We start from the raw sequence: 12802 nt of genomic DNA on the forward strand, positions 1-12802 counted from the left end.
CGGCGCCTATCGTCTTCGCGTGGTCCAGCCAAAGGATCGCGCTATGGCATATCGTGCGTCTGCGGACCTGCCGGCTGCGGTGGTGACCGATCTGGGCACGGAGACGGATCGCCAGTATCTGCTCACCGATCCCGCGTCCGCGATCATCCCGGAAGGCGCGCCCCCGCGGTATGGCGCGGTTCGCCAAGTGCAGTTCAGCAGCTATCCCGATTGGGCAGCGGTTTCCCGCACCTTCGATCCACTTTTCGTGCGCGCAGCGGCGCTGTCGCCGAGCTCACCGGTGAAGGCGGAAGCAAGCCGGATCGCGAAGGAAACGCCGGATGCAGCCCGCCGCGCGGAAGCAGCGCTGCGCGTCGTCGAGGATCGCATCCGCTACGTCTATGTGGGACTGGACGGGGGCAATTACCGGCCAGCGAATGCCGACGATACGTGGCGGCGTCGCTTCGGCGACTGCAAGGCCAAGACGGTGTTGCTGGTCGCCCTGCTGCGCGAACTGGGGATTGCCGCGGAGCCGGTCCTGGTCGGCGCGCAGGGCGGTGACGGGATCGATCGGCGGCTGCCGACGCCCGCCGTCTTCGATCATGTCGTGGTCCGCGCGACCATCGACGGTGCCGCATATTGGCTCGACGCGACACGATCGGGCGATCGCCATCTGGCCGATCTGGACGCGCCCCGGTCGCGCTTCGTCCTGCCGCTGCGTTCCGCAGGAGCATCGCTCGAACCTGTTGCCGTCCTGCCGCCGAAATACCCGCAGATGGTGCAGGTCGTCGAGATCGACGCATCCGCCGGCTTCGCCAATCCCGGGAAATACAAGATACAGCAGACGATGCGCGGGGACGAGATCCTCGGCATCCGTGCGCAACTCGCGGGGCTGGCTCCCGCGGATGCGGATCGGATGCAGGCTGCCTATTGGCGCCAGCAGATGCCCAACGTTGAGCCGTCACGTACCACCTGGCGCTTCGACGAGGACAAGCGTCTGCTTGTCCTGACGATGGAGGGCGAGGGCAAGGTCGATTGGGAGGGCGACGACAAGACCGGCCACACCCATTACCTGTTGGGCGCGGGCTTTCCGCCACCTGCGGAAATGAAACACCCCAAGGATCAAGCGCAGGACGCCGCCTGGGCGACCGATTATCCTGCGTTCACGTGCTATGCCACAACCGTCAAAGTGCCGCCTGCGGGGAAAGGATTGCACTGGTCCTATTCGTCGAATCCGGTCGATCGCATGCTTGGTGGGATTGCCTATTGGCGGATATCTTCGTTTGAGAATGGCGTGGCGCGCATGGCCAAGAGCCGGCGCGTCATGGTGCCCGAAGTCAGCGCGGCGGAAGCAGCGACCGTCAACAGCGCCATCGCCGGCTTCGACAACAACAAAGCCTATGTGTCGGAAGTATCCGGGCGCGGGAGCGGGCTGCCGAAGCTGACCGGGCTGGCGGATACCCTGCGCAACCATTTCGGCACGTTCGATGAATTCGCCGGCGCCACGCCGCCCTGTCAGGGGCATGCCGCCGATCGGGACGCATCGTCGACGCCGGCCAAGGACAAGACGCCGTCTTAGAGTAGGGTCTTAGGAGTAGGGTCTTAGGAGTAGGAGAGTCGGGCCTGCCTGGCTGACCGGCAAGGCCCCGGCCGGGACGGGGTGTCCGGGCCGGGGCGATTCGATCAGTAGAAGAAGCGATTGTGGACGGCGACCACGCGGCCGGACCGTGTGTCGACCAGGGCGACGTCGTTGCCGTAGCGCACCCAGCGTTGATAGCCGTAGCGGGGGGCGGCCAGGCGATAGGTGCGATAGTCGTCGATGCGATATTGGCGACCGTAATAGCTAGGCGCGAAGCGGTGGCCGATCGCGATCGGGCGATAGCGATAGCCCTGCGGCCCGCGATAGCCGCCGCGGCGGTACACGTCGGCGTGCGCGCGGCGATAGTCGCGCCAATCTTCGCGCGCTTCCTGCCGATCTTCGCGCAACTCGCGGCGGGCTTCGCGGACGTCCCCACGGTCGCCGCGGCGCTGCGCCTCGCGCAAGTCGCGACGATCTTCGCGCAGTTCGCGCTGGTTCCGGCGGACTTCGCCATAGCTCTGTGCGCTGACTGCGACGGGGCAAAGGACGGAGGCGGCAAGCGCCGTGAGGATGAATTTACGCATAAGCGATACTCCTGGTTCAAACCGTGCTTTGGGCATCGGCCTGGGATCGCAAATACGCATCGCCCGGTGAACCGTTGCGGAATGGCGCCGTCAGCGATCCGACAGGAAGTTGGTTCTCGGCCGGCTCAGCCGATCGCCAGCCGGGCGCCGATCGCGCAGAGCAGGGCAGGGGGCATCACCCGTGCGCCGACCTTCAGGAAGCGCCAGAAACTCACGTCCTCCCCCTCCCGGCGGATCGCCGTCAGCCACAGGATCGTCGCCAGCGATCCGGTGATCGACAGATTGGGGCCGAGATCGACCCCGATCAGCAGCGCGTCTGTCACCATCTGCGGCGGACGGGCGTGAGCGATGGTAGTCGCCGCGATCAGGCCGGCGGGCAGGTTGTTCATCAGGTTCGACACGATGGCGAGCGCTGTCCCGGCGACACCCGCTGTCACTTGCGGCGATCGTGACGCCGCATCGGCCAGCGCGCGGGCCAGCACGCCGATGATTCCGGTCGTCGCCAGCGCCTCGACCAGCACGAACAGCCCCGCAACAAGTGGCAAGACCGACCACGACACCGCGCGGGCGATCGTCAGCCGCGATTTGCGACCGGCGATGCACACGATCGTCGTCGTCGCCACGCCCGCAAGGCATGTCGGCAGGCCCAAAGCGCCGTCACGGGCCGAGACGGCGATCAGCAGACCGCCGGTGACGATGATGCCGGCCAGCGCGACCTTTCCGCCGCGCGGCAATGCCACCGCTTCTACCCTGAGCTCGCACGATCCCGCCAGATCGTCGCGCGCGACCCAGCGCAACATGACGAAGGTCGCCGCGATCGACAGCAGCGATGGCAGAGCGAACGACGCCATCCACGCGCCCAGCGGCGGCATGCGCCCGCCGTACAGCACGAGATTGGCGGGGTTGGAGATCGGCAGCACGAAACTGGCGGCATTCGCGACGAAGGCGCAAGCGAACAGCATCGGCAGCGGCTTTGCTTTCGCCTTGCGCGCCGCGGCATAGACGGCCGGGGTCAGGACGACTGCGGCCGCATCGTTGGACAGGAAGGTCGTCACGATCACGCCGACGCCGAAGATCAGTGCGAACAGCCGGCGGGGAGAGCCGCGCGCCCGGTTGACCGCGTGAACCGCAAGCCAGTCAAACAGCCCCTCGATGCGAGCCGCCTCGGACAACAGCATCATGCCGATCAGGAACAGATAGACGTCGCCGCCTCCTCGGACCGCCGACAAGGCGGCGTCGGGCGCAAGCAGGCCCGCCACGACCAGCAGCAGCGCACCGGCAATGGCCCAGATCGCTTCGGGAAGCTTGAACGGCCGCGCGATGACGCCAACGGTCGCGATCAAGCAGATGATCCAGATGGCGGCGTTGACCGTCATTGGAAATACCGGCAGGCGCTCATGAAAAAGGCCGGGATCGCTCCCGGCCTTCTCGCTTGTACCGTCGCGGATGTGGAGCGGAATTCACACCCGTGCCGGCGGCGCCGAAGATATGCGCCCGCGCTTGGCTGGCGCATCGCGCGGCTTAGGCTGCGCTTACCTCGGCGGTATCGACCTTGATGCCCGGCCCCATCGTGCTCGAAATGGCGACCTTGCGGACATACTTGCCCTTCGCGCCCGATGGCTTGGCGCGGACGACCGCGTCGAGCAGCGCGTCGAAATTGGCGCGCAGGTCTTCGGCAGGAAAGCTCGCCTTGCCGATGCCGGAATGGATGATCCCGGCCTTTTCGACGCGATATTCGACTTGGCCGCTCTTGGCGTCCTTAACGGCTTGCGCGACGTTCATCGTGACGGTGCCCAGCTTGGGGTTCGGCATCAGGCCCTTGGGCCCGAGCACCTTACCCAGGCGACCGACGATGCCCATCATGTCCGGGGTCGCGATGCAGCGATCGAAATCGATGGTGCCGCCCTGAATGGTTTCCATCAGGTCTTCGGCACCGATCACGTCGGCGCCCGCTTCCCGTGCTTCGTCGGCCTTGGCGCCGCGTGCGAACACGCCGACGCGCACCGTCTTGCCGGTGCCCTTCGGCAGGTTCACCACGCCGCGAACCATCTGATCGGCATGACGCGGATCGACGCCCAGGTTCAATGCGACTTCGATCGTCTCGTCGAACTTGGACGTCGCGCCGGCGCGCGCCATCGCGATCGCCTCGTCGATGCCGTGCAGCGCCTCGGGATTGACGGTGTTCGCCTTCTGCTTCTTGGTCAGCTTCGCCATGTCTTAGCCCTCCACCACGGTGAGGCCCATCGCGCGGGCGGAGCCTTCGATGATCTTCGTCGCTGCGTCGATGTCGTTGGCGTTCAGATCCTTCATCTTGATCTGCGCCACTTCGCTCAGCTGCGCGCGGGTGATCTTGCCCGCCGACGTCTTGCCTGGCTCCTTCGAGCCGGACTTCAGGTTCAGCGCCTTCTTGATGAGGAAGGTGGCCGGTGGCGTCTTCGTCTCGAAGGTGAAGCTGCGGTCGGCATAGACCGTGATCTTCGTGGGGAGCGGGGTGCCCTTGTCGACATCGGTCGTCTGCGCGTTGAACGCCTTGCAGAATTCCATGATGTTAACGCCGCGCTGACCCAGTGCAGGCCCGATCGGCGGCGCAGGCTTCGCCTCGCCGGCGGGAACTTGCAGGTTGATATAACCCGTAATCTTCTTTGCCATGTCACTCTCTTCAGGTTTAGCGGTGATAGCGACGCGCGAACGCGCCTCCCGCAGGCTGTTATCCAACGATGACGGTGGAAGCCGGCGCGCATAGCCGAAAAGCGTTGCGCTGCAAAGCCCGTGTCGCCACCACATCGCGGCTATGGACAATCAAGACGATCGTCGCCGGCCGGCGGGCCGCGCCGTTCCGCGCGGGCGGCTTTCCCGACTGGGCGTGTTCGGCCGGATGGCCGGCGGAGTCGCGGGGGGCATGATGGCAGAAGGCGCCCGGCGCCTCGCCGATGGTCAGCGTCCCAATATCAGAGAGATGTTGCTGACGCCCGCCAACGTCGCGCGCGTCGCGGATCAGCTTTCGCACTTGCGCGGCGCGGCGATGAAGCTGGGGCAGATGATCTCGATGGACGCAGGCGATGTCCTGCCGCCCGAGTTGACGTCTATCATGGCACGGCTGCGCAGCGGTGCGCATCACATGCCGCCCGCGCAATTGCAGGCCGTGCTGGCGAGCCAATGGGGCAGCGACTGGCGCCGCCGCTTCGCCCGGTTCGAAGCGACGCCGGTCGCCGCCGCCTCGATCGGTCAGGTCCACCGCGCCAGCACGCACGACGGGCGCATGCTGGCGATCAAGGTGCAATATCCCGGTGTCGCCGACAGCATCGACGCCGACGTGGACAATGTCGCCACGCTGCTGCGCGTTTCCGGGCTGCTGCCCGCCGGGCTCGACTTTGCGCCCCTGCTGGCGGAGGCGAAGGCGCAGTTGAACGAGGAGGCGGATTACGTCCGCGAAGGCGCGCAGCTGGAGCGGTTCGGCGGGTTGCTGGCAGGGTCTGCCAAGTTCGTCGTGCCTGGGCTGGACCGCGAATTCACGACCGACCGCGTGCTGGCGATGGACTTCGTCGACGGCGTCGCGATCGAGACGCTGGACGGCGCCGACCAGAGCGTGCGCGACGGCGTGATGGCGTCGCTGATCGAGCTGGTGCTGCGCGAGCTGTTCGACTTCGATTGGATGCAGACCGACCCCAATTTCGCCAATTACCGGTATCAGCACGACAGCGGGCGCATCGTCCTGCTCGATTTCGGCGCCGCGCGCGCCGTCGCGCCGGAGACGGTGGCGGCCTATCGCAACCTGCTGCGCGCCGGTCTGGCAGGCAGCCGCGATGCGGTGAGAGAAGCCGCTATCGCGGCGGGGTTCGTCGGCACCGCTGCCGCCGCCCGGCATGGCCCGCTGCTGGATCGGATGATCGACGTCATCCTGGGAGAGTTGGGCAGGGAAGGTCCATTCGACTTCGGCGACCGCGCGTTCGTCGGTGTGCTGCGCGAAGACGCCGCGGTCATGATCGCGGACCGCGCGACATGGCATCTGCCGCCCGCCGCCATGCTGTTTGCTCAGCGCAAGATCAGCGGAACCGCGCTACTCGCCGCCCGCCTGAAGGCGCGGGTGGAGGTGAGGGCGATGGCGGCGCAGTGGGTGGCATAAGCCGACCCGCCTGCCACCCGCGTTACTTCGACCGTTCGACCTGCTCGAAATCGAGTTCCACCGGCGTGGCGCGTCCGAAGATCGACACCGATACCTTGACCTTCGACTTGTCGAAATCCAGTTCCTCGACCAGGCCGTTGAAGCTGGCGAAGGGGCCTTCCAGCACCTTGACCGCGTCGCCGATCTCGTAATCGACCTTGATCTTCTGCTTCGGCGCTGCTGCCGCCTCTTCCTTGCTGTTCAGCATGCGCGCCGCTTCGGCCTCGCTGATCGCCTGGGGCTTGCCCATCGATCCCAGGAAGCCGGTCACCTTGGGTGTGTTCTTGACCAGGTGATAGACGTCGTCGTTCATGCTGAGCTTGGCCAGGACATAGCCGGGCATGAATTTGCGCTCGACCGCGATCTTCTTGCCGCGACGGGCTTCGGTGATCGTCTCGGTCGGAACCTCGATCTGCTCGACCAGCTGCTCGAGGCCCATGCGGGTCGCCTCGGCCATGATCGAATCGCGGACCTTGCCCTCGAAACCGGAATAAGCGTGGATGATGTACCAGCGTGCCATTGGTTATTGTCCCGGACTTGTTGGCTTATTGGCTCTGCGCGAACTTCAGGAGCTGCCTGACGATCGCTTCGAAGATGGAATCGACGCCCAGGAAGAACAGCGCCAGGATCGTCGTCATGATGACGACCATCACGGCGGTCATCACCGTCTCGCGCCGCGTCGGCCAGACGACCTTCTTGGTCTCTGCCTGCACCTGCCGGAAGAATTCGGTCGGGGACGTCTTCGCCACGGTGATCTCGGCCCTTTTTCTGACACGGCGCCCCGCCCGCCCCGTTTGAGGGAGCGGCGGAAGATACCGTGCTGTCGGATGGTTGGCGCAGATAGCGCCGGCGCCGGCGTAAGGCAAGGGTGGGCGATTTCCCACGCGCCAGCCGGTTCGATGTGCGGCTTCGCCGTTTTCGTCGAACCTGGCAGGGGCACTCGGATTCGAACCGAGGGCCTTCGGTTTTGGAGACCGACGCTCTAACCAGCTGAGCTATGCCCCTGTATGGGCGCTGCCGTTAGCGCCGCCGATGCCGCGACACAAGCCAGCAAACGCACCGCCGTTGTTATCGTTGACCGCACAGGAGTCGCTGCGTATAGGCGCCGACAGTCCAGACCGGCATTCATGCCATACGGGCGATTGAACATTGCTGGATGCACTCCAGGGCCGAGGGTCAGCGAAGGCTGATCCGTGGTCCTTATTTGTATTCGCGAAGCCATCGAGCTTCGCAGGGGCGTCAGAACCTAAGGTTCAGGGCTCCAGCAAAGTAACCCAATGAAAGGTGAAGGCTTCAATGCCGACGATCAACCAGCTGGTCCGCAAGGGCCGCGAACCGCAGAAGGCCAAGTCCAAGGTCCCTGCGATGGAGCAGAACCCGCAGAAGCGGGGCGTTTGCACGCGCGTCTACACGACGACCCCGAAGAAGCCGAACTCGGCGCTGCGCAAGGTGGCCAAGGTCCGCCTGACCAACCAGCGCGAAGTCATCAGCTACATTCCGGGCGAAGGGCACAACCTCCAGGAGCATTCGGTGGTCCTGATCCGTGGCGGTCGTGTGCGCGATCTTCCCGGTGTTCGCTATCACGTCCTGCGCGGCGTGCTCGATACACAGGGTGTGAAGGATCGTCGCCAGTCGCGTTCCAAGTACGGCGCCAAGCGTCCGAAGTGATCATGCCGGGGGCATGATCATCCTCGAAAGATCGCCTCAGGCGAGCTTGCCGGGGATCCAGGCTCCGGACCCCAGACCCAGTAAGCCCCGGACGTGTTCCGGAACAGGCTGAAGCAGATAAGGAATTTGAAATGGCACGTCGTCGTCGCCCCGAAAAGCGTATCATCCTGCCCGACCCGAAGTACGGGGATGAGGTTCTGTCGAAGTTCATGAATTCGGTCATGCTGGACGGCAAGAAGTCCGTCGCGGAACTGATCGTCTACGGTGCGCTGGAAACCGTCGAAACCCGCGCCAAGCGCGACCCGATCGGCGTGTTCCATGATGCGCTGACCAATATCAAACCGGGCATCGAAGTGCGCTCGCGCCGCGTCGGCGGTGCGACCTATCAGGTGCCCGTCGAAGTGCGTCCCGAACGGGCGCAGGCACTGGCGATCCGCTGGTTGATCTCGGCCGCGCGTTCCCGCAGTGAGAACACGATGGCGGCCCGCCTTTCGGGCGAGCTCATGGACGCCGCCAACAACCGCGGCAACGCGGTCAAGAAGCGCGAAGACACGCACCGCATGGCCGAAGCGAACCGCGCGTTCAGCCATTACCGCTGGTAAGGCGGTGGCCGGTGGCTTTCCACCGGTAGCATTTGCACCTATATCGTGGGGAGCGGGCGTAATGCCCTGCTCCCCACATCGCTAAGGAAGCACCGATCATGGCCCGCAGCCATCCGCTCGAGAAGTATCGCAACATCGGCATCATGGCGCACATCGACGCCGGCAAGACGACGACCACCGAGCGAATCCTCTATTACACCGGCAAGTCCTACAAGATCGGCGAAGTGCATGAAGGCACCGCGACGATGGACTGGATGGAGCAGGAGCAGGAGCGCGGGATCACGATCACGTCGGCTGCCACCACGTGCTTCTGGGACGATCACCGGATCAACATCATCGATACGCCCGGCCACGTCGACTTCACGATCGAGGTCGAGCGTTCGCTGCGCGTGCTCGACGGAGCGGTCGCGTGCTTCGACGGCGTCGCCGGCGTCGAGCCGCAATCCGAGACCGTCTGGCGCCAGGCCGAGAAGTATCACGTCCCGCGGATGTGCTTCGTCAACAAGCTGGACCGGACCGGCGCCAGCTTCGAGCGCTGCGTCGAGATGATAAAGGATCGCCTCGGCGCGCGCCCGGCGGTGCTGTACCTGCCGATCGGCATCGAGGGCGGGTTCAAGGGGCTGGTCGATCTGGTCGAGAACAATGCGATCATCTGGCTCGAAGAGTCGCTGGGCGCCAAGTTCGAGATCACCGCGATCCCCGACGACATGGCCGCCGCCGCCGCCACCGCGCGCAGCGAGCTGATCGAGATGGCGGTCGAGCAGGACGACGATGTCATGGAGGCGTATCTGGAAGGGCAGGAGCCCGACACGGCGACGCTGAAGAAGCTGATCCGCAAGGGCACGCTGAACTTCTCGTTCGTCCCCGTGCTGTGCGGCTCGGCGTTCAAGAACAAGGGCGTTCAGCCTCTGCTGGACGGCGTCGTCGACTATCTGCCCAGCCCGCTCGACATCAAGGACGTCGAGGGCCTGAAGCTCGATGGCGTGACGCCGGACACGCGTCCGCCGACCGACGATGCGCCGATGTCGGCGCTGGCGTTCAAGATCATGAACGATCCCTTCGTCGGCACGCTGACCTTCGCACGCATCTATTCGGGCCGCATGGACACCGCATCGGTCGTGATGAATTCGGTCAAGGACAAGAAGGAAAAGGTCGGCCGCATGCTGCTGATGCATGCCAACAGCCGCGAGGATATCCAGGAGGCGTTCGCGGGCGACATCGTCGCGCTGGCGGGGCTGAAGGACACGACGACCGGCGAGACGCTGTGTGCGCTCAACGCGCCGATCATCCTGGAGCGGATGGAGTTCCCCGATCCGGTCATCGAACTGTCGGTGGAGCCCAAGACCAAGGCCGACCAGGAGAAGATGGGCGTCGCGCTCAATCGCCTGGCGCGCGAGGATCCGTCGTTCCGGGTGTCGTCGGATGCGGAGAGCGGCCAGACCATCATCAAGGGGATGGGCGAGCTTCACCTCGAAATCCTGGTCGATCGCATGAAGCGTGAGTTCAAGGTCGAGGCGAATGTCGGCGCGCCGCAGGTGGCGTATCGCGAATATCTCGCGAAGAAGGTCGATATCGACTATACGCACAAGAAGCAGTCGGGCGGCTCGGGCCAGTTCGGCCGCGTCAAGCTGACCGTGATCCCCGGCGAGCGCGGCACCGGCTTCCAGTTCTTCGACGAGGTCAAGGGCGGCAATATTCCCAAGGAATATATACCCTCGGTCGAGAAGGGCATGCGCGAGACGGCGGAGGGCGGATCGCTGATCGGCTTCCCGATCATCGATTTCGAGGTCCATCTGTACGACGGCGCCTATCACGACGTCGATTCGTCGGCATTGGCGTTCGAAATCTGTGCCCGTGGCGCGATGCGCGAAGCGGCGCAGAAGGCGGGCATCAAGCTGCTGGAGCCGATCATGAAGGTCGAGGTCGTCACCCCGGAGGATTATCTGGGCGACGTCATCGGCGACATGAACTCGCGGCGCGGCGCGATCCAGGGGACCGATTCCCGCGGCAACGCGCAGACGGTCGAGGCGATGGTGCCGCTGGCGAACATGTTCGGTTATGTGAACCAGCTGCGTTCGTTCACGCAGGGCCGCGCGCAGTACAGCATGCAGTTCTCGCATTACGACGAGGTTCCGAGTAACGTCGCCGAGGAAATCAAGGCGAAGCTGGCCTGAGGCGCACGGGGCTAAGCGCGCTTAGCCCCTCGACGTCGAAGGCCGGCCGGCCTCGGGCAAGCCCGAGGACCGACGACCGCGAATTCATTTCGCGGTCAGCCCTCGAAGAAGCGGAACTTCGGATCACTTCGAGGTCACGGCGAAGCGAGAGGCTGGCGCAACTTAGAAACAGCCGCTATGGGGCCGCGTTCGCGTGGCCTCGGATGCGGCGGCGGATTCGAATCAGAAGGTAGGAAACATGGCGAAGCAGAAGTTCGAGCGGAACAAGCCGCACCTCAACATCGGCACGATCGGTCACGTCGATCACGGTAAGACGTCTCTAACGGCCGCGATCACCAAGGTTTTGGCCGAGACCGGCGGCGCGACGTTCACCAGCTATGCGAACATCGACAAGGCCCCCGAGGAGCGCGAGCGTGGCATCACGATCTCGACCGCGCACGTCGAATATGAGACGCTGGCGCGCCACTATGCGCACGTCGATTGCCCGGGCCACGCCGATTACGTGAAGAACATGATTACCGGTGCCGCGCAGATGGACGGCGCGATCCTGGTCGTGTCGGCTACCGACGGCCCGATGCCGCAGACGCGCGAGCACATCCTGCTCGCCCGCCAGGTCGGCGTGCCCGCGATGGTCGTGTTCATGAACAAGGTCGATCTGGTCGACGACGAGGAAATCCTCGAACTCGTCGAGATGGAAATCCGCGAACTGCTTTCGAAGTACGACTTCGACGGCGACAACATCCCGATCATCCGTGGTTCGGCGGTCGCCGCGCTCGAAGACAAGACCCCGGAAATCGGCCATGATGCCGTGCTGAAGCTGATGGAAGCGGTCGATACGTATCTGCCGCAGCCCGAGCGTCCGCTCGACAAGCCGTTCATGATGCCGATCGAGGACGTGTTCTCGATCTCGGGTCGCGGTACGGTGGTCACGGGCCGCGTCGAGACCGGCATCGTCAAGGTCGGCGAGGAAGTCGAGATCGTCGGCATCAACGACACCCGCAAGACCACGGTCACCGGCGTCGAGATGTTCCGCAAGCTGCTCGATTCGGGCCAGGCAGGCGACAACATCGGCGCGCTGATCCGCGGCGTCGGCCGTGAAGAGGTCGAGCGTGGCCAGGTGCTCTGCAAGCCCGGCTCGATCAAGCCGCACACCGATTTCTCATCGGAAGTCTACGTGCTGTCGAAGGACGAGGGCGGCCGTCACACGCCGTTCTTCGCCAACTACCGTCCGCAGTTCTACTTCCGCACAACCGACGTCACCGGCACCGTCGAATTGCCCGAGGGCACCGAGATGGTCATGCCCGGCGACAACGTCGCGCTCGGCATCAAGCTGATCGCGCCGATCGCGATGGACGTGGGCCAGCGCTTCACGATCCGCGAAGGTGGCCGGACCGTCGGTTCGGGGATTGTCAGCGGCATCTCGAAGTAATATAGGCTAAGGTCTGGAGCGGAGCGGCCGGCCCCGGATACGGGGTCGGTCGCTCCCTTTTTATGTGAGGGCCGTCGATTGCGGCCCTTGTAACCTTGGGTTTTTCGGACGTGGTTCCCTTGCTTCCCCGTCGTCCTGGACTTGGTCCGGCTGGCGGGATGAACTGGGTGGCCCCGTCTTCGCTCTTTCGCATCGGTAGGGACTATGGACAGCAATATCCGCATTCGTCTTAAGGCGTTCGATCACCGGGTGCTCGACCAGGCGACCGGCGACATCGCCGACACCGCACGCCGTACCGGCGCGCTCATCCGTGGCCCGATTCCGTTGCCGACGCGCACCGAGAAGTTCACGGTGCTGCGCGGGCCGCATATCGACAAGAAGTCGCGCGAGCAGTTCGAGGTCCGTACCTACAAGCGGATGCTCGACATCGTTCAGCCGACTCCGCAGACTGTGGACGCGCTGATGAAGCTCGATCTGGCCGCGGGCGTTGACGTCGAGATCAAGTTGGCCTAACGGCCTGCATCCGCTGCGCAGTCGACGAATCGTCCTGCGCTTTCGGATGTGAGAGATACCGCCGCCGGCCTCGGCCGTCGGGACAGCGTCTCCCGTCTGTTTCTGTTCTCAG

The 12802-nt window shown here is 64.7% G+C and carries 13 protein-coding genes and 1 tRNA gene; 7 read left to right on the forward strand and 7 right to left on the reverse strand.

Annotation, left to right across the window (positions count from 1 at the left end):
- Positions 1-43: 43 nt before the first annotated feature.
- Positions 44-1558: a transglutaminase family protein gene (locus tag VF643_RS00415; RefSeq protein ID WP_331041388.1), complete on the forward strand. Its 1515-nt coding sequence runs from the start codon at positions 44-46 to the stop codon at positions 1556-1558.
- 104 nt (positions 1559-1662) lie between these two features.
- On the opposite strand, the gene VF643_RS00420 is transcribed toward VF643_RS00415, so the two are convergent.
- The 4 genes from VF643_RS00420 to rplK all read right to left on the reverse strand — a co-directional run bounded on the left by VF643_RS00420 (position 1663) and on the right by rplK (position 4791).
- Complete coding sequence (locus VF643_RS00420) at positions 1663-2142, reverse strand: RcnB family protein (RefSeq protein ID WP_331041389.1); 480 nt, start codon at positions 2140-2142, stop codon at positions 1663-1665.
- Positions 2143-2267: 125 nt separating this feature from the next.
- Complete coding sequence (locus VF643_RS00425) at positions 2268-3518, reverse strand: arsenic transporter (RefSeq protein WP_331041390.1); 1251 nt, start codon at positions 3516-3518, stop codon at positions 2268-2270.
- 145 nt (positions 3519-3663) lie between these two features.
- A complete protein-coding gene (gene rplA / locus VF643_RS00430; protein ID WP_331041391.1) occupies positions 3664-4356 on the reverse strand; it encodes a 50S ribosomal protein L1 in 693 nt (230 codons plus the stop codon).
- A gap of 3 nt (positions 4357-4359) precedes the next feature.
- Positions 4360-4791 carry a 50S ribosomal protein L11 gene (gene rplK, locus VF643_RS00435; RefSeq protein ID WP_331041392.1) on the reverse strand — a complete coding sequence of 144 codons (432 nt, stop codon included), beginning with the start codon at positions 4789-4791 and terminating at the stop codon, positions 4360-4362.
- A gap of 142 nt (positions 4792-4933) precedes the next feature.
- Here rplK and VF643_RS00440 point away from each other — a divergent pair, with 142 nt between their 5' ends.
- Positions 4934-6265 carry an AarF/ABC1/UbiB kinase family protein gene (locus VF643_RS00440; protein WP_331041393.1) on the forward strand — a complete coding sequence of 444 codons (1332 nt, stop codon included), beginning with the start codon at positions 4934-4936 and terminating at the stop codon, positions 6263-6265.
- Positions 6266-6287: 22 nt separating this feature from the next.
- Here the strand turns inward: VF643_RS00440 and nusG are convergent, their stop codons facing one another.
- The 3 genes from nusG to VF643_RS00455 all read right to left on the reverse strand — a co-directional run bounded on the left by nusG (position 6288) and on the right by VF643_RS00455 (position 7309).
- On the reverse strand, positions 6288-6824 hold the full coding sequence (nusG, locus tag VF643_RS00445; RefSeq protein ID WP_331041394.1) for a transcription termination/antitermination protein NusG: 537 nt from the start codon (positions 6822-6824) through the stop codon (positions 6288-6290).
- A gap of 25 nt (positions 6825-6849) precedes the next feature.
- Entirely contained in the window at positions 6850-7053 is a 204-nt protein-coding gene (secE, locus tag VF643_RS00450; protein ID WP_331041395.1) for a preprotein translocase subunit SecE, read from the reverse strand.
- 179 nt (positions 7054-7232) lie between these two features.
- Positions 7233-7309 (reverse strand) — tRNA-Trp (locus VF643_RS00455).
- A 291-nt stretch (positions 7310-7600) separates the two neighbouring features.
- Between VF643_RS00455 and rpsL the strand changes: the two genes are divergently transcribed.
- From rpsL to rpsJ, 5 genes are all read left to right on the forward strand, one after another.
- Positions 7601-7972 carry a 30S ribosomal protein S12 gene (rpsL, locus tag VF643_RS00460; protein WP_029936467.1) on the forward strand — a complete coding sequence of 124 codons (372 nt, stop codon included), beginning with the start codon at positions 7601-7603 and terminating at the stop codon, positions 7970-7972.
- A 131-nt stretch (positions 7973-8103) separates the two neighbouring features.
- A complete protein-coding gene (gene rpsG, locus VF643_RS00465) occupies positions 8104-8574 on the forward strand; it encodes a 30S ribosomal protein S7 (protein WP_331041396.1) in 471 nt (156 codons plus the stop codon).
- 98 nt (positions 8575-8672) lie between these two features.
- Positions 8673-10748 carry an elongation factor G gene (fusA, locus tag VF643_RS00470; protein ID WP_331041397.1) on the forward strand — a complete coding sequence of 692 codons (2076 nt, stop codon included), beginning with the start codon at positions 8673-8675 and terminating at the stop codon, positions 10746-10748.
- Positions 10749-10986: 238 nt separating this feature from the next.
- Positions 10987-12177 (forward strand): elongation factor Tu, encoded by a 1191-nt coding sequence (gene tuf, locus VF643_RS00475; protein ID WP_331041398.1) that lies wholly within the window; start codon positions 10987-10989, stop codon positions 12175-12177.
- Between the two features lie 204 nt (positions 12178-12381).
- Complete coding sequence (gene rpsJ, locus VF643_RS00480) at positions 12382-12690, forward strand: 30S ribosomal protein S10 (RefSeq protein ID WP_095999177.1); 309 nt, start codon at positions 12382-12384, stop codon at positions 12688-12690.
- Positions 12691-12802: the final 112 nt, after the last annotated feature.

This window comes from Sphingomonas sp. (genome assembly GCF_036387595.1).
Lineage (GTDB): Bacteria > Pseudomonadota > Alphaproteobacteria > Sphingomonadales > Sphingomonadaceae > Sphingomonas.

What these genes read in the sequence shown, in the direction of transcription:
- VF643_RS00420 (WP_331041389.1), bottom strand. Translation starts at nt 2,142, where the DNA reads ATGCGTAAATTCATCCTCACGGCGCTTGCCGCCTCCGTCCTTTGCCCC.
- fusA (WP_331041397.1), top strand. Translation starts at nt 8,673, where the DNA reads ATGGCCCGCAGCCATCCGCTCGAGAAGTATCGCAACATCGGCATCATG.
- rpsJ (WP_095999177.1), top strand. Translation starts at nt 12,382, where the DNA reads ATGGACAGCAATATCCGCATTCGTCTTAAGGCGTTCGATCACCGGGTG.
- tuf (WP_331041398.1), top strand. Translation starts at nt 10,987, where the DNA reads ATGGCGAAGCAGAAGTTCGAGCGGAACAAGCCGCACCTCAACATCGGC.
- rpsL (WP_029936467.1), top strand. Translation starts at nt 7,601, where the DNA reads ATGCCGACGATCAACCAGCTGGTCCGCAAGGGCCGCGAACCGCAGAAG.
- VF643_RS00415 (WP_331041388.1), top strand. Translation starts at nt 44, where the DNA reads ATGGCATATCGTGCGTCTGCGGACCTGCCGGCTGCGGTGGTGACCGAT.
- VF643_RS00425 (WP_331041390.1), bottom strand. Translation starts at nt 3,518, where the DNA reads ATGACGGTCAACGCCGCCATCTGGATCATCTGCTTGATCGCGACCGTT.
- VF643_RS00440 (WP_331041393.1), top strand. Translation starts at nt 4,934, where the DNA reads ATGGACAATCAAGACGATCGTCGCCGGCCGGCGGGCCGCGCCGTTCCG.
- nusG (WP_331041394.1), bottom strand. Translation starts at nt 6,824, where the DNA reads ATGGCACGCTGGTACATCATCCACGCTTATTCCGGTTTCGAGGGCAAG.
- rplA (WP_331041391.1), bottom strand. Translation starts at nt 4,356, where the DNA reads ATGGCGAAGCTGACCAAGAAGCAGAAGGCGAACACCGTCAATCCCGAG.
- rplK (WP_331041392.1), bottom strand. Translation starts at nt 4,791, where the DNA reads ATGGCAAAGAAGATTACGGGTTATATCAACCTGCAAGTTCCCGCCGGC.
- rpsG (WP_331041396.1), top strand. Translation starts at nt 8,104, where the DNA reads ATGGCACGTCGTCGTCGCCCCGAAAAGCGTATCATCCTGCCCGACCCG.